We start from the raw sequence: 19,102 nt of genomic DNA, 5'->3' as shown, positions 1-19,102 counted from the left end.
AATTACCAAATTAAAAAGAGGTGATTACATGACAAAACAACTATCTGAAGAGCAAAAAGGTGAGAAAACGATAGAATTAATAGATATTGATGAATTGTCAAAAAACCAAGACAACGAATCAAAATCACGAATTATGAAAGGGAAAACTGGACTATTAATTGCTACTATTGCTATTGCCATGTCTTCATTCCATTTATTTACTGCAGTTGTTCCAATGGTAAGTACGAAGCAGAGAGCCCTACACCTTTTATTTGCACTTGTACTTGTGTTCTTACTATACCCGGGTAGAAAAAAATCGAATAAAGGTAAACCAACGATTTTTGATTATTTATTTGCAACCGTCTCTGCAATTTCTGTTGGGTATTTATTTGTTATGTTTGACACTATTGCAAGTAGAGGAATGTCTTCAACGACAATTGATTTAATCATGGGGGCGATTACCATGATTGTTATTCTTGAAGCAACCCGTAGAAGTGTAGGAATAGAATTAGTAATTTTATCGCTACTATTTTTAGCCTATGCCTATTTAGGTCCTTATTTGCCAGGTGCGCTAGCTCATCGTGGATATACTGCTACTACGTTAATTGAGCATATGTATATTGGAAGTGAGGGGATTTTCGGAATTGCTCTAGGTACTTCTGCAACTTACATCTTCTTATTTATATTGTTTGGGGCTTTTTTGAATGGAACTGGACTATCGTCGTTTTTTACAAATGGTGCGATGGCGATTGCAGGTCATAGGGTAGGAGGACCTGCAAAAGTATCCATACTTGGTAGTGCTGGTTTAGGAATGATCAATGGTAGTGCAACTGCTAATGTTGCTACAACTGGGGTATTCACCATTCCCTTGATGAAAAAAATAGGGTACTCCAAGCGTATTGCAGGTGGTGTAGAAGCGACTGCGTCTACTGGTGGACAGTTTACCCCTCCGATTATGGGGGCTGCTGCTTTTATAATGGCAGAAATGTTAGGTATCCCGTATACATCGGTATTAATTGCTGCTATTATTCCGGCTATTCTCTACTTTTTATCGATCTGGATTATGGTCCATTATGAAGGTAAGAAAAATGGGTTAAAGGGGATACCAAAGGAACAGTTGCCTGCATTTAAGCCAATTTTTAAAGAAAGAGGGCATTTAATTTTACCGGTTATTTTGCTAATGGTTTTATTATTCATGGATTACACACCAATCTATGCAGCTTTCTTTGCAATTGTCGCAACTTTCTTAGTCTCTTACCTAAGAAAGTCCACACGTATGGATTTCAAAACGTTATTAAAAACTTTAGAAGAGGGAGCAAAAGGTGGTCTTACGGTTGCAATTGCAACTGCTGTTGTTGGTTTTATTATCGGTGTAGTATCTCTTACCGGTGTAGGATTAAAACTGGCTAATGTCATTTTAGTCCTAGCAAATGAACAGTTATTCTTAACTTTATTCCTAACGATGGTAACAGCGATTGTTTTGGGAATGGGACTTCCTACTGCTGCTTGTTACATCGTGGGTGCTACCGTTGCAGCGCCGTCCTTAATTCAATTAGGTGTAGAACCAATCGTTGCTCATTTCTTTGTGCTTTATTTTGCTTGTTTGTCAGCAATAACACCACCGGTTGCACTTGCATCTTATGCGGCTGCAGGTATCGCAGGAGAAAGTCCTTCCAAAGTAGGTTGGACGGGATTTAGATTAGGGATTGCCGGATTTATCGTACCTTTCGCCTTTGTTTATTCTCCAGAACTATTGTTACAATCCAATGATTATTTAGCGTCTGGGTTAGCATTAGTATCAGCAATCATTGGGGTATTTGCTCTTGCTACATCTGTTGTCGGTTTCTTTCTTGTTAAAAATCAGATTATTGAAAGTGTACTGCTATTTAGTGCTTCATTATTATTAATTCAGGGGGGGATCATGACGGATTCGATTGGAATTGCTATATTAGCTTTAGTCTTTTTCAATCAATTAAGGAGAAAAAAAAGACTGGATATAGCAATTGATAATAGAAAAGAGGTAATTTGATGACCCAGTATAAAGTTTTAGTAGTTCAGCCAATTTCTAGTAGCGGAATGGAGGTCTTAAAAAATGCTAATGTTGAAATCATACAACCAGAATCGACCAAGGATGAAGTACTAGAGGAAATTGTCGTTGATTGTGACGCGATATTAGTTCGAACCAAAGTGATTTCGCGCTCTTTGATAGAAAAGGCGAAGAAATTAAAAGTAATCGCTCGTTCGGGTGTAGGATATGACAATATTGACATTATTGCTGCAGCTGAGAAAGGTATTTATGTTTGTAATGTTCCTAGAGTAAATTCGAATGCTGTAGCAGAGCATGTTGTCGGGATGATAATAGCTTTGTCTCGTAACATTCTTAAAGCAGATAAAGCTCTTCGTAAAAATCATTTTGAGGTGCGAGAGTATTTTATCGGGAATGAATTAACGGATAAGACAATAGGTTTAATTGGGTATGGAAATATTGGTCAATTAACGGCGAAAAAGTGTGCTTTAGGATTAGATATGAATGTCATTGTTTATGATCCTTACATTCAAAACGAAAGATCTTTAGAAAATGTTGTATTTGTAGATTCCGTAGATACGATTTTAGAACAATCCGATTTTGTATCGTTGCATTTACCATATACATCAGAACTTCATCATATTATTGGTGAAAAAGAATTGCAAAAAATGAAATCTACTGCATCTCTAATCAATTGTGCTAGAGGTGGCTTGGTTGATGAAAAAGCACTATATAAAGCAATAAAATATAATGAAATACGCGGAGCAGGTATAGATGTGTTTGAGAATGAACCTCCAGAAGATAATTATACTCTATGGAACTTAGAAAATATCATTGTAACACCGCATATGGCAGCGCATACCAAAGAATCCTTAGGTCAAATGGCATCTGGTGCTGCCAAAGAAATTATTAATGTATTGCAAGAGAAAGAACCAGTCAATTGTGTAAATAAGCATTTATTTAGTTCTATACAAAATATATGAAAAATAATAAGAGGAGTGTTGAACATGGATTTTACAAGTATTGCAAAAAAATTAGAGACAATTTGTGCAATTAATATTGTACCTTTTAATGAGGGTACGAAAGAAATTGATTGGCAAGGGGTAGAAGAAAATATTGAATTTTTATTAGAGAATGATACAGAGGTCATTGTTCCAAATGGGAATACCGGTGAGTTTTATGCGCTAACGCTTGATGAAGCAAAGGAAGTAGCGAGAAAAGTTACAAAACAAATTAATGGGAGAGCGACAGTGGTTGCTGGTGTTGGTTACTCGGTGGAAACTGCAATCGAATTAGGAAAAGATGCACAAGAAGCTGGTGCAGATTGTGTCATGATTCACCAACCAATTCATCCCTTCATTACGACGGAAGGTGCAATTTCTTACTTCAAAAAAATTATGGAAGCATTAGATATTCCGTCCATTATATATTTTAAAAATCCTAATCTAAGTGATGATGTTATTAAGGAATTAGCATCTCTTAAGAAATTTATAGGTGTGAAATATGCCATCAATGATTTACCACGTTTTACGCAAGTGGTTCGTGAAGTTCCTAAAGAACATAACCTTGCATGGATTTGTGGTACGGCTGAAAAATGGGCACCATACTTTTATTATGCAGGAGCGAAAGGATTTACATCTGGATTGATTAATATTTATCCATCCAGCTCCCAAAAGATGCTTACTGCGCTTCGTGATGCTGATGATGAAACCGTGTGGAACATATGGAATGAAGTCATTGGCTTTGAAAACTTACGAGCAAAACATCATGATGGAAACAATGTTGTGGTTATTAAAGAAGCAATGGAAGAAGTGGGATTACGTGCAGGTGTCACTAGAGAACCAGTGAGCCCACTGAATGAAGCTGATAAAGAAGAAGTAAGAGGAATTTTAAGAAGTTGGAACATGTTAAAAGAGGAAGTAAAAAACTAAGTGCTTATCAAAAGTGATAAAAACAATAACTGTTTTGAAGCAATTGTAGAAATTATGGAATGAGAAGGTGTTGAAAAACCATTCTGAGTTCCTTAGAAGAGTTATTTAAGTCTCATGAATGCGATATAAGATACGAATATAGAAACAATTATAAAGTAGATGAAGAATAGAGAGGAGAGGGATACATGTTTTATAATCAATTAAAAAGACGATGGAGTGAACCAACAGAAAATCCTGTACTTAGTGTTTTTGTTGGATTTCCTTCCACACAAATCATAGAAATGGCTGCATTAAGTCAGTTTGATGTCATTGTGATCGATAATGAACATGGAATGCATTCTTATGAAAATATTGAAAACATGGTAATTGCTGCAGAAAATAAAGGGATTACTCCTTTGGTTCGAACTTCATCTAGCGACCCTTCTGAACTATTAAAAGTAATGGATCGTGGAGCGCACGGAGTACACGTTCCACAGGTTGATTCTAAGGAACAGGCAGAAAGAATTGTTGAAGCGGTGAAATATCCACCTCTTGGGAAAAGAGGAGCTGCATTTTCGATGAGAGCAGCTGATTATGGCAATATTCCAATTCAACAATACTTGGAAAAAGCCAATCAAGAAACATTGATTGGAATTCATATTGAATCAGAAAAAGCAATGGTTCATTTAAACGAGATTCTTAGTGTGAAAGAAATTGATATGGTTTATATTGGACCAACAGATTTGTCCGTTTCATTAGGATACGGAGGATCAATTGATCATCCAGAAGTGTTAAAAACAATTGACAATATCTATGAAACTGCTAAAACATACGGAGTAAAAGTAGGTATCCATACAAAGGATAGAAGTGGTGCACTTATGCGGAAAAATTGGGGGGCAGACTACGTTGGGATTACCGTTACATCTTTAATTAACCAATCATTTAAGCATTTTACAAATCATGTCATAGGTAGTCTAGTTGAAAAATAAGTACTCCAATTAAGGAATGTGGGTGACCAAGATGAAAAAGATTATCGTTTATAATCCAATCTATAGCGACCTATTAAAAATATTACAGAAACATTTTCAAGTAGTTGAACTTACTAACGTAGAGAATCCAGAATTTATTCATGAGTTAAAAGATGCACATGGAATCATTGGATCGGGTTTGAAAGTAGATCGAACACTTTTGGATGAAGCACCGAACTTAGAAATCATTTGCAATATCTCTGTAGGATATGACAATTTAGACATGGAAGCTGTCAATGCACGTGGAATAATGGCAACGAATACTCCGGATGTTTTGACGGATTCTACTGCCGATACGATATTCGGTTTACTGTTAGCAACCGCTAGAAGAATCACAGAACTTGATCAGTATGTAAAGTCTGGTCAGTGGACGGGAAAAATTGGCGAGGATTTATATGGTGTAGATATTCATCATAAGACGCTTGGAATTATTGGAATGGGAAGAATCGGAAAAGCTATTGCTGAAAGGGCTCACTTTGGTTTTAAAATGAAGATTCTATATCATAATCGCTCTAGGAAGCTTAATGCAGAAGAACAATTACAAGCAGAATATGTATCGTTACAAAAGTTATTGCAACAATCAGACTTTGTTTGCCTAATGGCACCATTATCGCCCGAAACGGTTCAACTAATAGGAAAACAGGAATTTTCTCTCATGAAAAAAACAGCTATATTTGTAAATGGTGCTAGAGGACAAATGGTTGATGAAGATGCATTAGTTGAGGCTTTAAAAAAAAGAGAAATTTGTGCAGCAGGACTTGATGTTTATGAAAAAGAGCCCGTGGAACCAAATAATCCCCTCCTTTATATGAAAAATGTCGTAACATTACCACATATTGGATCTGCAACATTGGAAACTAGGTATAAAATGGCTAAGTTAGCAGCGGAAAATTTAATTAAAGGTTTGCAAGGAGAAATCCCTCCTAGTTTAATAAATAAGGAAGTATTCATATAATAAGTATTATCCATTGTTGAAGATGGTGTTAAAAGATTAGAGCACTTCATTCGTTATAACACAACTCCATAAACTTTAGAAGGTTTGTTATCTTAAGGTAAATGTCCTATTGGTGCAGTAAATTCATTCGGTATATAAAAAGTGATAAAATTAAAATCGAACCAATATCGTTGGTAAGGATGGAATAGCTAATAAAAAATTATATTTATTGAGAACCTAGTAGAATAGGGAGTGATGTTCCTTTAAAAAAGAGTAGATAATATTATGGAAAAGGGAGATTAGTTATGATGTTAAAGCCAATACGTAGAAAACGATTATATCAGGATATTATAGAACAAATTCAGCTTTTGATTCGAGATAATGAGCTTAAACCAGGAGATAAATTACCTTCGGAGCGAGAAATGGCTGAAAACCTTTCTGTTTCTCGTACCTCGGTTAGAGAAGCAATAAGTGTGATGGAATCCGCAGGTTTAGTAGAAGTTTTACAAGGTAAAGGTGTTTTTTTAATAAATGATGAGAATACGAAATTACTAAACAAATTGGATAAACTTTTAAATAGTCAAGGTTTAAACCTTATTGAGTTAATAGAGGTCCGACAGGGATTAGAAGGACAAGCCGCTTATTTAGCTGCAATTAGACGTTCAGAGACAGATTTACAAAAGATAAAAAGTGCTTATATTAAAATGGAGAAAGCTTATGCAAATGATTTGGTTGCAGCAGAAGAAGATTATGAATTTCATATTTCGGTCGTAACAGCGGCTAAAAATCCCATGTTGTTAAAAGCAGTAGAACTTTTTACAGACCCATTCATACAAGGAGTAAATATACTACGTGAAAAAAGTATTAAAAGTGGAAAAGGGCAAATAATTTTATCGGAGCATTTCGATATCTACAAGGCAATCGAAGAACAAGATGAATTAAAAGCTCAGACAGCTATGTGGAATCACTTAGTTGCAGCTAAGAAAAGATATTTTATAGACTCGTAATTTTAAGAGATAGATGGACAGGTTGGGTGGCCGATTCTTTCATTAAGATAGATTTGTACCGAAACCTGAAATAAAGGCGACAACAGATTTTGGAAGTCAACTAGTCGTACATCAAGGTGGATGACAAGCGGAACCGCGGAATTGAATACGAGGAGGAATGGACATGTTTGACTACATCATTGTAGGCGGTGGTATTGTAGGGCTTTCTGTAGGTATGAATTTAACAGAAAAATATCCAAACAAAAAAATACTTGTACTTGAAAAAGAAAAAGAACTGGCAACACATCAAACAGGTCATAATAGTGGGGTAATCCATTCAGGGATATATTATAAACCAGGTAGTTTTAAAGCACGCTTTGCAAAACAAGGAAGCAAATCAATGGTTGAGTTTTCACGTAAATACGATATTAATCATGATATTTGTGGAAAAGTAATTGTTGCTACAAATGAAAAGGAGCGTCCATTACTTAATAATCTATATGAACGCGGACTACAGAATGGGTTATCTATAAGACAACTAAATAAAGAAGAGTTACATGAAATAGAACCACATGTTAAAGGTATTGGAGCTATTCAAGTTCCAACTGCGGGAATTGTAGATTATAAAATGGTGTCAAACAAGTATGCAGAGATTATAGAGCAGCATGATGGTGAAATAAATTGTGGCGAGACTGTACTATCAATTAATGAATCTGAACATGAAGTGATAGTAGATACGAACAAGCAAAGCTATAAAGCCAAATTTTTAATTAATTGTGCAGGATTGCAAAGTGACCGAATTGCTAAACTAGCAGGATATCATATTGATATGAAAATTGTACCGTTTCGCGGAGAGTATTATAAATTAAAAGCAGAAAAAAGAAATCTAGTAACAAATTTAATTTACCCTGTTCCGAATCCTGATTTTCCTTTTTTAGGTGTTCATTTTACGAGAATGATAAACGGAGAAGTTGAAGCAGGACCGAATGCAGTACTCAGCTTTAAACGAGAAGGCTATAAAAAGTCAGATATCAACATAAAAGATCTTGCAGAAGTTTTAACCTACAAAGGCTTTTGGAAATTAGCGAGTCAAAATATGAAGGAAGGAATTAATGAAATGGTTCGTTCTGTAAGCAAGAAAAAGTTTGTGGAAAACTTACAGCAGCTTATCCCTGAAATTAAGAGTGAAGACTTAGTCCCAGGACCAGCAGGAGTCCGAGCACAGGCTTTAAATAGTGATGGATCAATGGTTGATGACTTCCAAATCATACAAGGCAAGAAAAGCCTGCATGTATGTAATGCACCATCACCAGCAGCAACAGCCTCTTTAGAGATAGGTAAAGAAGTTGTTAAACAAATTGGCGAACGATCAGATAATTTGGTAATTGTTTGATTGAGTAGATAAGGGTGTCCTATAGTTACGTGAATCATTTTTTGCAGAACTTTTATCATCTTTATAATCAAAATCATTTAGGTATAAGATTACTATTGGAAAAACAAGCTGCTTGCATAAAACCACAAGCAGCTTTAACGCTATTTAAGAGTAATCCGTTACAACAAACGTACCAGAAGTTGCAAAATTACTTGTGGTTTCAAAAATTCCTTCCACATTCAGAGAGCTTAATCTCTCGAGTTACCATTTTTCCCTGGTTTCAATTTTCCTTTTGCAACTTGGTAGTGTAGTGAAGCGAGCTACGGGCATACTGAGTGTCGTAATAAACGATTTCTGATTATGGAATCCAGATAAAACCAGCTTCTTTTTCGTCATTACACTGACCTGTGATGGCGTCTACCTCTTCTTAGCTACTTATTCCATTCATACAAGTTTCCGTAATACTTAGAGCATCAACGGAAACATCAGCACCAAACTTCCTTGCTAATTCTAAATTATTGTCATTGATGTGTACGCCAATGACAGTAGCTTAGACGAAGCGATATGAATTGCTGATAAGCCAATTCCACTACAGAAAGTTGTGATGGAATGTGAAAAAGATGAAGCGCTTTTCAAGACATTTCATAATCGGTTGTATAGTTATTGCAGAGGAATTCAGAAATGAATTGGCTGGGGATATCATGATTATCTAGGAGAGCTTTATTATTCGATTCCTTGGTCGGAAGATGAGGATTAAAATTATTGGATAAGGAATAGCGATACTACTTTATGGATTACGAGAATGTTCCTAAAAATGCCTTTTAATAAAGTAGTATGCTCTTATAAATTCATAGCTAGAGGTAATGATTTGTCTTGTTGCTTTTTCTTTTTCGAAGTGCTTAAATAATTATCCCAGGAAATTAGTACGTTACATTCTTGAAGTTGCTGATTAAAGTTACGAATATATGCTTTCACTGCTTTACTATTACCGTTTGCCAGCGTTCTTACAACAGAAGCAATTGCTTTGTACCAAGTACCTTCAATTTTTATGGAAATAGGATGATTGCCTTCAGTAGGCAGCGGTATATCCGGGTGAAGGCTTATGTCTGCAATTTGGTAATCCACAAATTTCGAACGAATATTTTCACGAGCAATCGTACCTTGTGTTTGATATACACAAGTAAGACCTGTATCAAGGTTAGCCATTGCTATTCCTCCTTTAGATTTTGTTTGTGAAATATATCACTTAATTATATTATATATGAAAGCGCATTTATGTAAAGACTTTCAAGGAAATCTTTATAGTAATTATGTCTAATTTGTGAAGCAGATAACATAATGTTAAGACCCTATAATGAAAGTACAAAGTGAACTGTCACCAGTTTTTTTCTTATAGGTACTTGGTACTGTTGTTATTCAAAAAGGCAAACGGTATCATTAGGATTGATTGTTTACTATATTTAGGAGGAATCAGTTTCGTGGTTAGATGTAAACGTTTATTATTTATGTTTTTAGCACTAATGATTTTATTTTTGGCAGCATGTAGTAGTAATAATGAAGAACAAAGTGAAACAGATATACAAAGCAGTGGAAGTATACAAGCTGGGGAAACTGAAGGTACAAAGGCGGAGAAAGTGGAAAAGGAAGCAGTAGATAATACGGAAGAGGTTTCCTTTGAAGTCAATCAAGTAAAAGTGGCTCCAGAAGATCAAGGAGATTCAGAGGTAAGGCTGGAAGGGGAATTTCAGATCGATAATAAGCTCGTTTCTGTAAAAGGCATGACCAATCTATTGCCTGAGTCAAAACTTGTTCTTTCAATTGAATCAGAATATGGATTGTTAGTTGGAGGAATTGATCGAACTGAGGTTAACGAAAATGGAGAGTTTGAATTGGAATATATTCTTCCAGACGAAGTAGAAGGAATCGTACATATTGAATTGAAATTTGAGCCAGCAAATCAGTATGGGGATATAAAAAATCATTATTTAAACCAACTGGGTGGGAGCTTCGTACGAAACTATGCGAAATCAAATGAAATCTATCAAAAAGTATCCTTCCAACAGTCGGCCACAATAGATGGTGGTCAACATAATTTTTCGATTACGGAACCAAGCTGGGATTTGCCGGAGGATTATGGAAACCCCAAGGTATGGATAGAGCCAGTAATCGAGAAACAAGATGACTATGTTGTAGTAAAAATAAATAGTAACATTATAGAAGATACATTTATTCTGGCAAGAGCAGACATTCCAAATTATATTACATCAGGATTTCAGGGGTATAGCTACACGGATCCAGATGGCTCAACAGTTTTATATATTCATGATCCTGAAAAAGACAGTCGAATTAAAAATCTAACCGAGTATGATATTGTTATTACAATGGATCCATCCCATCATAATAATGGTCCACATGTCACAGAAGTATATGGAGAGAATGGTCAAAATCTTGCAGGTGATTTCGTTAACGATGAAGATGAAACCAAAGTAGTTGAGCAAACGATAACAATCACGGTAGAAGAATAGAATATATTATAGGCAAAAAACACTATCTTAATAGGGGAATTCTCTCTAGTGATAGTGTTTTTTTGGTGGATTATAATGGATTAAGTGAAAGGGATTAAATGAAGCTATATCAAGTTCTATCGGTTAATGACAAGTGGTTACAGATAACTCTATGAAAAAGAGGTAGTTATTTAGGGTGAAAAAAGTTTACTAGACTTTTACTAGCATGTAACTTCATTTAGATATCTTTCCTTTACGCTTAAATTGTAATAAAAATTTGAGAGGAGAGTGTAGGATGTTTAAGAAGATTGGTGCTGTTGTACTTAGTACGTCCCTTGTATTGTCTGGATTAAGTATAGGAACGGTAGACGCAAAACCGGATGCTGTAGATAGAAAAGGAAAGGGAAATAAGAAGGTAGAGAATGTTATCTTCATGGTTCCAGACGGCTTTAGTGCTGATTATGCAAGTAACTATCGCGTGTACAAGGGGGAAGATGCAGTATGGGATGATCATCTAAAAGGAATGTTCATGACACATTCTGCTAACTCTGATATTACCGATTCTGCTGCTGCAGGTACTGCGATGTCTACAGGTGAAAAAACGAATAATGGTGTCATTGGAATGGATACAGAGGGCAACGAGCTTGAAACTATTTTAGAAGCATCTCAAGAAAACGGAAAGGCAACTGGACTTGTAGCAACTTCTACGATTACACATGCTACACCAGCATCATTTGCATCACATGTCGAGGATCGTAATAATGAAACGGAGATTGCTAGACAAATGCTTGAAAATGAAGTAGATGTTATCCTTGGCGGAGGGAAAAACAATTTCTTACCAATCGATCAAGGCGGAAATCAGGAAGAGCTTAATTTAATTGAGCAAGCTGAGGAGCAAGGATATGAATTGGTAGAAACACGAAGTCAATTACTAGACAATAAGCAAATTGCACTTAAGAAAGGCGAAAAGCTTTTAGGCTTATTTGCAGATGATGCACTTGCTCCAGAGCTTCATCGTGCTGAAACAGAAGAACCTAGCCTTGCTGAAATGACTGAATCTGCAATTGATGTTTTGGAAGAAGACAAAGACGGATTTTTCTTAGTAGTTGAAGGAAGTCAAATTGACTGGGCAGGTCATGCTAATGATGCAGCTTGGGCAATGTCTGATGTCGCTGCATTTGAAAAGGCAGTTGAAGAAGCAATCGATTTTGCTAAGAAAGATGGAAAGACACAAGTAATTGTTGCAGCTGATCATGATACTGGTGGGATGACAACTGGTTCGAATGGTTCAATGGATTTAAATGCTGATCTATTAACAGATGTAACAGCTACAGGTGATTACATGGCAACCCAATTAAACGAAGACCGCTCCAATGTAAGTGAAGTTCTGAAAACACATACTGGATTTGAGTTAACAGAAGAAGAAATTAATGAAATTCAACAAGCTGATAATGCGCCGCTTGCTATTAATACGATTGTAAGCGACCGTGCAAGCATTGGATGGACAAGTACTAATCATACCGGTGCTGATATTCCAGTCTATGCTTATGGTCCACAAACACATAAATTTGTTGGGTTCCATGATAATACGGATCTTCCTAAAATTATTGCTGAGGCGATGAAATTGAAGTAAAGTAGGTGAGAGAAGCGAGGGATATTTCCCTCGCTTCTTTTTATACATTTTTTTAATAGGTTCTCTGTCTTATTCGATTAATAACGTGTCATTTTTGATTATCTTGCCACTAGTAAATGAATTCTTGTCTGAGTTTAAATATTCTGCTAAATTAAAGGAGAGAGTAGGTGAATAAATGCACTTCATAAAAGAAACAATCAAAAGCTTAATACACTTGAGCGTTCATCAGGAAACATCGGCTTTCGTTGTATAAAAGATGCATAATGAAGGTGTAATAGATTTTGGAATAACCTCTTCGGAATGCAAATGCCTGCAAATCTTTACTTGTACAATGGTTTTATCATTTTTAGATAGTTTTATTCTTCAATCTCAACATCAGACATAATGGACTCCATATTTCTAGACATATCTTGTACTCTTTGCAGGAATATTTTCTACAATTGGTTGTGTTTAATTAGTTAATTTAATTAATCATGTTATAATATATTTACAAGTATCAAGAGATATAGGAGGACTATTCATGCAGCGGGGCACATTCCAATTAATGAAATCAGTCAATAAATCAATCATTCTCAATAAAATAAGAACATCGGAACCTATTTCCAGGGCTCAAATAGCTAAGGATACAAAGCTCACCCCACCAACGGTAAGCAGTATTGTGAAAGAATTGATCGAACAGGAATTAGTTAGAGAGAGTGATCTCGGCGAATCCAAGGGTGGGCGAAAACCGACGATGCTTCATATTAATAATAATGCCTTCTATGTTGTTGGCGTAGATGCTGGTCCAGAAACGGTTGAGTGTATTCTTGCTGATTTATCTGGGAAGATCGTTGAACGTGTTTCTAGTAAGCTAAACATTCCAATTACAAATGATCAGTTTATCCGTATTTTAAAAGAAAATATACATAAGATTTTACAAACATCAAAACCGTATCAAGATAAAATTCTAGGGATTGGAGTAGCAATGCATGGGGTTGTGGATATAGAAACTGGTACCTCACTTGTAGCACCAAACCTGGATTTAAGAAATATTCCAATCAAGCAAAAACTTGAGGAAGAATTTAACTTAGTGGTCAACGTTGAAAATGACGCCAGAGCAATGGCACTTGGCGAGTCATGGTTTGGAGGACACGGCGATGCGGATAGTATGGTTGCTGTAAATATTGGAAGAGGCGTCGGTTCAGGTGTTGTTATTAATGGAAAGCTGTACCACGGTGCTCAGGATATTGCTGGTGAGATAGGCCATATGACGATAGATATTAACGGAGAGATTTGTGAATGTGGAAGCCGCGGTTGTTTGCAGACCTTCGCCAGTGGTGTCGCTATTGCTGAGAGAACCAGAAAAAAGCTAGAGGGGAAAACAGAAACAATTACAGGCGAAGAAGTATACAAATTGGCCGAATCTGGTAATACGGCATATATTGAAATTCTTGAAGAAACTGGAATGATTATTGGTATCGGCTTAACAAATTTAATACATCTAATAAACCCAAGGAAAATTGTTCTCGGTGGAGGGGTGATGAAGAGTGAAAAATTCATCTTGCCAAAAATTAAGCAAACGATTGAACAGCGTGTACTCAGTCCGGCTGCAAAAGAAACCGAAGTAACAGTAACAAAACTTGGTGAAGATGCAACACTGTTAGGGGCAGTCTCGCTATTATTGGTGGAATTGTTTGATCCAGTTTGATGAAAAAAGAACAAAAGCGCAAGCGCTGGACGTGTCCGTTTAGGTAACTAAGTTATCCACAGCATTCAAATTTTATAGTTTCCTGGCATTAAAAAAGAGGATATTCCTTCGTGTTACACATGGAGAACTATCCTCTTTTATTAACATTTCTCAGGGTATCAGTAAGACCCTTGTTATCTTACTACGCTGAAAGAAAATACGGTCTGTTTTTTATACTGTTCTCCTGCTTTTAAAATAACTGACGGAAATCCTGGATAATGCAATGATGCAGGTGACGCTTGGGTTTCAAAGCATACTCCTAAATACTTCTCTGAAAAGCCTTCTTTCAGTTCCATCCCATCTTCGAGCATGTTCGAGGTATACATAACCATCCCTGGCTGATCTGTTTTTATCATCAGCAAGCGTCCAGACTTCTCATCACTTACAGTAACAGCATTTTCTTTCTTCTTATTGAAAATAAAATAATGATCATAACCATTTCCAGCAACTGTATTTTGTTCAGACTTGTCATTGAATCCTTCGCGCAATGACCGGCTTTCACGAAAATCAAAGGAAGTATTGAATACATTCATTAATTTTCCTGTTGGAATAAGTTTCTCATCAAGTTTGACAATTTCTTCACTATCTATCGTTATGTGGTGATGATGAATGGTGTTTTTCAAGTCTCCACTTAAATTAAAATAAGAATGGTTCGTCAATGTTATTGGAGTGACCTGATCACTGGTTGCAGCATAGTCGATTGTAAATTGGTTATCGTTATTCAAAATATAGGTAACAGTTACATCTAAATTGCCAGGATATCCTCCATCACCATCTAAACTTTTGTGAGTCAGCTTCAACCCGACTGTGTCACTTGTTTGAAAAGGATCAACATTCCAGATTACCTGATGGAAACCTGACGCACCTCCGTGAAGATGATTATCCCCATCATTGTGATCTAAACTATAGGTTTTACCATTAAGCACAAACTCCCCACCTTGAATTCTTCCAGCAACACGACCGATTAAAGCACCGAAATAATTCGGGTTCGTTTCATAGTCTGCATAATTTTTAAATCCAATTACGACATTTTCCAGTTTTCCATTTCGATTGGGAACAAGCATTTCTGTAATGATTCCGCCAAAATTTATTACACTGACAGACATTCCTTGTTCATTTACTAGTGTGTATTCTTTCCATTTTCCTAAAATATCAGTTGTTTCAACCTTCATTATTGTGCCACCTGCTTATTTAATGTATGGATAAATCTTTCAAATGCTCGCCGTTCCTTGAAAACACCGGCATCTTCCAGAACTTTGGCAAATTTTTTGCCAAGCTCTTTCTTTAAAATTTCATCAGCCATCCTAGAATCGAGAATCTCACCGTACTCACTTTGGATTTGATCAGCCCATTCCAGGTGATATGCAGCTACATCACTGGATTTTCCAATTAAAAACTGCCTGATTTCAGCCAGTTCCATCTCCAATCTTGCTGGCAAAACGGCGAGCCCCATAACTTCAATCAGCCCGATATTTTCTTTTTTTATATGATGCACATCTGCATGTGGGTGAAAAATCCCCAGTGGATGTTCAGCAGATGTACGGTTGTTTCGTAATACAAGATCAAGCTCATATACGTCTTCGCGAGAACGAGCAATTGGTGTAATCGTGTTGTGAGGTGTATCACCAGTAAATGCTTTCACGTCTGCAAGTTCGTCGGAATAACTTTTCCAGATTTGTAAAATATGATTAGCAGCGTCAAGCAGTAAATCCTTGTTAGAACTATTCAGACGGATAACGGATAAAGGCCATTTCAATACAGAAGCAGAAACATTATCAAACTTTTCCAGGATAAATTCAAAAGCACTCGCTGCATTCGTCATTGGAAAATCATAGCGTCCCGCCTGATAGTGATCATGACTTAATATGGAACCTCCAACAATCGGTAAATCTGCATTTGATCCAATGAAGTAATGGGGAAATATTTCTGTAAAAGTTAATAGGCGTTCAAAAGCTTTCCTATCAATTTTCATGTCCCGGTGTTCTTCTGAAAGCAAAATACTGTGCTCATTATAATAAACATATGGAGAGTACTGTAGGTACCAATTTTCTCCTAGCAGTGGAACGCGAATGACACGATGATTCGCACGTGCGGGATGCCCTGTTCTACCAGTATATCCTTCATTATCCACACATAATAGACATTTTGGATAATCCAGCTTTTGTTTCATTTCACGTTCTCGTTTGATTTGCACGGGGTCTTTTTCAGGTTTGGACAGGTTAATCGTGATGTCTAGTTCGCCGTATGCTGTGTCCGATTTGAAGTGAATGTTTTTTTCAATCCGATTCATCTGAATGTAGTTGCTGTTTTTGCTCAAGTTATAAAAATAATCGGTTGCAGCTTTCGGTGACTGTTCATATTTTTCATTAAAAGCAGCATGAATAACAGATGGACGAGCTACAAAGCAGTTCATTATATTAGCTGTGAGAATCTCTTTATCGTCGAATACGTCCTCGATTACTTCATGTTCAATAGCATATTCGATTATTTTTTCAAGCATGTCGGGAATCGATTTATCTGTGACACAATCAGGCTCTTCAGGAAAAGTCTCCAAATTTAATAGATTCATGACTTGGTTGCGAACATAAATATTATCTGCCTGTTCAATTAGTTCTGCTTTAATTGCTTGTTGAATAAGTCCATTAACATACTGAAAAATCACTTCTTCACGTCCTTTCCATATCCATTCGGATGAGATGTATGCCAGTTCCATGCATCCTTGATAATTTGTTTGATAGAAGTGCGTCTCGGTTCCCAGCCAAGCATACTTTTGGCTTTATTTGAACTGGCAACCAGTATGCTTGGATCACCTGCACGTCTCCTTCCTGACTTTGCATATATTTCCTTACGGGTTACTTCACGTGCAGTATCAATCATTTCTTTTACAGAAAAGCCTTGGTTGCTTCCGAGATTGAAAACATCACTTTTACCGCCAAGCTTTAGATAATCAAGTGCTAGTAGATGTGCTTCAATAAGATCCTCCACATGAACATAATCACGTATACATGTTCCGTCCGGTGTATCATAATCCTCACCGAAGATCGTTATATAATCGCGCTGACCAAGTGCTGTCTGTATAATGATTGGAACAAGATGTGTTTCCGGGCGATGGTCTTCACCAATTTCACCTGAGTGCCGGGCGCCAGCAACATTAAAGTAACGCAAGGATACATACTTAATTCCATGTGCTCGCTCTGTCCACTTCATCAGCTTTTCCATTGTTAATTTTGTTTCGCCGTACGTGCTGGTTGGCTTTGTCGGTATTGTCTCCGTAATTGGAACGGATTCGGGCTCTCCATAAGTTGCGGCAGTGGAGGAGAAGACAATAGTCTTCACCTCATGCTCGACCATAGTCTTTAGCAATACTTGAGTTCCATAAACATTGTTGTCAAAATAGTGGAGTGGTTTTTCCATTGACTCCCCAACAAGGGAGCTTGCAGCAAAATGGATAACAGCCTCAATGCTTTCTTTGGTAAAAACGTCTTGAAGGAAAGCTGCATTCCGAATGTCGCCTTGATAAAACTGTGCGCTTGGATGGACGGCTTCCTGATGTCCTGTTTGCAGATTATCAATGACAACGACATCTTCCCCTCGATCAATCAATTGATAAACGGCATGTGACCCAATGTAACCAGCACCGCCTAAAACTAATACACTCATTTTAACGCTCCTTCTGTGACTTCTTTTGCTCCATCGCAGATTTCTGCCATATAGAAAGTTGGTGCATAGCCAATTTTTTCAGTGTAGACTGCGCTTACAATATTCTTGAACTTCTCCACTTCATCACGCGCTACAATTGCAATCGCACAGCCGCCAAATCCTGCACCTGTCATACGTGCACCAAGGACCCCGGGCTGATTCCAAGCAGCTTCGACAATCGTGTCAAGCTCAATTCCTGAAACCTCATAGTTATCTCTTAATGAGATATGGGAGGCGTTCATGAGTTTTCCAAATGCAATAAGGTCATTTTGCTTTAACCTTTCAAGGGCTTCTATTGTTCTGGCATTCTCGTAAACAATATGTCTCGCACGTTTCCGGTTTATTTCATTTTTAATGAACCGTTGATTGTTCTCAAAAGCATCAATTGTTACATTTCCAAGTGTTTGAATAGGCAGTACAGTCTGTAAATCAGAGAGTGCTGCTTCACACTGTGTCCGGCGTTCATTATATTTAGATCCTGCTAATGTCCGTTGTTTATTCGTGTTCATGATGATGATAACATGATCCCCTAAAATGAGTGGTGCACATTGGTAGTTCAATGTTTGGCAGTTTAAGAGAATCGCATGATCCTGCTTTCCCATGCCAATCGCGAACTGATCCATAATTCCACTATTAACACCAATATAATTATTTTCCACTTTCTGTCCAATGCGAATCAAATCAATCCGGTCAATATTCAGTTCAAACAAACCATCTAATAAGACACCCATGGCCATTTCAATTGATGCAGAAGAAGACAGCCCTGCACTATTTGGGATGTTTCCATAAAATAAAACATCAATACCATGGTCGAATTGATATCCTGCTTTCTGCAGATAAAGAATCATACCCTTTGGATAATTCGCCCATTCATGTACTTTCTGATAAATTAAATCATCCAGATCACATTCCATTATCCCTGCATCAGGGAAATTCACGGAGTAAAAGCGTAACTTTCGATCCTGACGCTTTAGGCCAAGCGCATATGTTCCGAAAGAAATTGAAGCTGGCAGCACATGTCCGCCATTATAATCCGTATGTTCGCCGATTAGGTTGATTCTTCCTGGGGCGAAGAAGGGTCTTGGTGTTTGGAAAGTGCTGAATTTCTCCTGGAATTCTTTTGTTAGTTTCCTTATATTCATAATAACCTCCTGTAGTATCGTGGTCTTTAAAAAAGAGATAAGTACTTAAGATATTGCAATTATAATAAGAATGCATAATAGTTAATTAATTTAATTAAGTTAATGTTACTATATTTATTTTAAAAAAACAAGAAGAAATATAATGAGATATAAATATGGAGGG

The 19,102-nt window shown here is 36.8% G+C and carries 15 protein-coding genes; 10 read left to right on the top strand and 5 right to left on the bottom strand.

Annotated features, from left to right (window positions below; all coding sequences use genetic code 11):
* Nucleotides 1-28: 28 nt before the first annotated feature.
* The 7 genes from MHH64_RS20375 to lhgO all read left to right on the top strand — a co-directional run bounded on the left by MHH64_RS20375 (nt 29) and on the right by lhgO (nt 8,256).
* Nucleotides 29-2,008, top strand: coding sequence for a TRAP transporter permease (locus MHH64_RS20375; protein ID WP_095308215.1), 1,980 nt, complete (start codon nt 29-31; stop codon nt 2,006-2,008).
* Nucleotides 2,008-2,988, top strand: coding sequence for a hydroxyacid dehydrogenase (locus MHH64_RS20370; RefSeq protein ID WP_095308217.1), 981 nt, complete (start codon nt 2,008-2,010; stop codon nt 2,986-2,988). The genes MHH64_RS20375 and MHH64_RS20370 overlap by 1 nt, the downstream gene beginning before the upstream one ends.
* 24 nt (nt 2,989-3,012) lie before the next feature.
* Entirely contained in the window at nt 3,013-3,936 is a 924-nt protein-coding gene (locus MHH64_RS20365; RefSeq protein ID WP_095308219.1) for a dihydrodipicolinate synthase family protein, read from the top strand.
* A gap of 185 nt (nt 3,937-4,121) precedes the next feature.
* Complete coding sequence (locus MHH64_RS20360) at nt 4,122-4,904, top strand: aldolase/citrate lyase family protein (RefSeq protein WP_095308220.1); 783 nt, start codon at nt 4,122-4,124, stop codon at nt 4,902-4,904.
* Nucleotides 4,905-4,935: 31 nt separating this feature from the next.
* A complete protein-coding gene (locus MHH64_RS20355; protein WP_095308222.1) occupies nt 4,936-5,898 on the top strand; it encodes a D-glycerate dehydrogenase in 963 nt (320 codons plus the stop codon).
* A 284-nt stretch (nt 5,899-6,182) separates the two neighbouring features.
* Entirely contained in the window at nt 6,183-6,884 is a 702-nt protein-coding gene (locus MHH64_RS20350) for a FadR/GntR family transcriptional regulator (RefSeq protein ID WP_095308224.1), read from the top strand.
* 163 nt (nt 6,885-7,047) lie between these two features.
* Entirely contained in the window at nt 7,048-8,256 is a 1,209-nt protein-coding gene (lhgO, locus tag MHH64_RS20345; RefSeq protein WP_118889976.1) for an L-2-hydroxyglutarate oxidase, read from the top strand.
* A gap of 819 nt (nt 8,257-9,075) precedes the next feature.
* Here the strand turns inward: lhgO and MHH64_RS20340 are convergent.
* The gene (locus MHH64_RS20340) at nt 9,076-9,441 is read right to left on the bottom strand and encodes a riboflavin kinase (protein WP_340002356.1); all 366 of its coding nucleotides are present in this window, start codon (nt 9,439-9,441) and stop codon (nt 9,076-9,078) included.
* A gap of 272 nt (nt 9,442-9,713) precedes the next feature.
* Between MHH64_RS20340 and MHH64_RS20335 the strand changes: the two genes are divergently transcribed.
* The 3 genes from MHH64_RS20335 to MHH64_RS20325 all read left to right on the top strand — a co-directional run bounded on the left by MHH64_RS20335 (nt 9,714) and on the right by MHH64_RS20325 (nt 14,059).
* Nucleotides 9,714-10,760, top strand: coding sequence for a hypothetical protein (locus tag MHH64_RS20335; protein WP_340002355.1), 1,047 nt, complete (start codon nt 9,714-9,716; stop codon nt 10,758-10,760).
* A gap of 274 nt (nt 10,761-11,034) precedes the next feature.
* The gene (locus tag MHH64_RS20330; RefSeq protein ID WP_340002354.1) at nt 11,035-12,372 is read left to right on the top strand and encodes an alkaline phosphatase; all 1,338 of its coding nucleotides are present in this window, start codon (nt 11,035-11,037) and stop codon (nt 12,370-12,372) included.
* 520 nt (nt 12,373-12,892) lie between these two features.
* Nucleotides 12,893-14,059 (top strand): ROK family transcriptional regulator, encoded by a 1,167-nt coding sequence (locus MHH64_RS20325; RefSeq protein ID WP_340002353.1) that lies wholly within the window; start codon nt 12,893-12,895, stop codon nt 14,057-14,059.
* A gap of 173 nt (nt 14,060-14,232) precedes the next feature.
* On the opposite strand, the gene MHH64_RS20320 is transcribed toward MHH64_RS20325, so the two are convergent.
* Genes MHH64_RS20320 through MHH64_RS20305 form a run of 4 tightly spaced genes read right to left on the bottom strand, consistent with a single transcriptional unit; the run spans nt 14,233 to nt 18,939 of the window.
* Nucleotides 14,233-15,270 (bottom strand): aldose epimerase family protein, encoded by a 1,038-nt coding sequence (locus MHH64_RS20320; RefSeq protein ID WP_340002352.1) that lies wholly within the window; start codon nt 15,268-15,270, stop codon nt 14,233-14,235.
* The gene (gene galT / locus MHH64_RS20315; RefSeq protein WP_095308242.1) at nt 15,270-16,760 is read right to left on the bottom strand and encodes a UDP-glucose--hexose-1-phosphate uridylyltransferase; all 1,491 of its coding nucleotides are present in this window, start codon (nt 16,758-16,760) and stop codon (nt 15,270-15,272) included. The genes MHH64_RS20320 and galT overlap by 1 nt, the downstream gene beginning before the upstream one ends.
* Complete coding sequence (gene galE / locus MHH64_RS20310; protein WP_095308244.1) at nt 16,757-17,758, bottom strand: UDP-glucose 4-epimerase GalE; 1,002 nt, start codon at nt 17,756-17,758, stop codon at nt 16,757-16,759. Before galE ends, galT begins: the two co-directional genes overlap by 4 nt.
* On the bottom strand, nt 17,755-18,939 hold the full coding sequence (locus MHH64_RS20305; protein WP_340002351.1) for a galactokinase: 1,185 nt from the start codon (nt 18,937-18,939) through the stop codon (nt 17,755-17,757). Before MHH64_RS20305 ends, galE begins: the two co-directional genes overlap by 4 nt.
* Between the last annotated feature and the right edge of the window lie 163 nt (nt 18,940-19,102).

The sequence above is a fragment of the Oceanobacillus sp. FSL K6-0127 genome, from assembly GCF_037983385.1.
GTDB classification, from domain to species: domain Bacteria; phylum Bacillota; class Bacilli; order Bacillales; family Amphibacillaceae; genus Oceanobacillus; species Oceanobacillus profundus.
Note: the sequence above shows the minus strand (reverse complement) of the source record. Positions and strands in the feature narration are given on the sequence as shown.

Excerpts from the sequence above, each read along its gene's own strand:
- MHH64_RS20360 (WP_095308220.1), top strand. The coding sequence starts at position 4,122 with ATGTTTTATAATCAATTAAAAAGACGATGGAGTGAACCAACAGAAAAT.
- MHH64_RS20330 (WP_340002354.1), top strand. The coding sequence starts at position 11,035 with ATGTTTAAGAAGATTGGTGCTGTTGTACTTAGTACGTCCCTTGTATTG.
- MHH64_RS20370 (WP_095308217.1), top strand. The coding sequence starts at position 2,008 with ATGACCCAGTATAAAGTTTTAGTAGTTCAGCCAATTTCTAGTAGCGGA.
- lhgO (WP_118889976.1), top strand. The coding sequence starts at position 7,048 with ATGTTTGACTACATCATTGTAGGCGGTGGTATTGTAGGGCTTTCTGTA.
- MHH64_RS20340 (WP_340002356.1), bottom strand. The coding sequence starts at position 9,441 with ATGGCTAACCTTGATACAGGTCTTACTTGTGTATATCAAACACAAGGT.
- MHH64_RS20365 (WP_095308219.1), top strand. The coding sequence starts at position 3,013 with ATGGATTTTACAAGTATTGCAAAAAAATTAGAGACAATTTGTGCAATT.
- MHH64_RS20350 (WP_095308224.1), top strand. The coding sequence starts at position 6,183 with ATGATGTTAAAGCCAATACGTAGAAAACGATTATATCAGGATATTATA.
- MHH64_RS20355 (WP_095308222.1), top strand. The coding sequence starts at position 4,936 with ATGAAAAAGATTATCGTTTATAATCCAATCTATAGCGACCTATTAAAA.
- MHH64_RS20320 (WP_340002352.1), bottom strand. The coding sequence starts at position 15,270 with ATGAAGGTTGAAACAACTGATATTTTAGGAAAATGGAAAGAATACACA.
- MHH64_RS20325 (WP_340002353.1), top strand. The coding sequence starts at position 12,893 with ATGCAGCGGGGCACATTCCAATTAATGAAATCAGTCAATAAATCAATC.
- galE (WP_095308244.1), bottom strand. The coding sequence starts at position 17,758 with ATGAGTGTATTAGTTTTAGGCGGTGCTGGTTACATTGGGTCACATGCC.
- MHH64_RS20375 (WP_095308215.1), top strand. The coding sequence starts at position 29 with ATGACAAAACAACTATCTGAAGAGCAAAAAGGTGAGAAAACGATAGAA.
- MHH64_RS20305 (WP_340002351.1), bottom strand. The coding sequence starts at position 18,939 with ATGAATATAAGGAAACTAACAAAAGAATTCCAGGAGAAATTCAGCACT.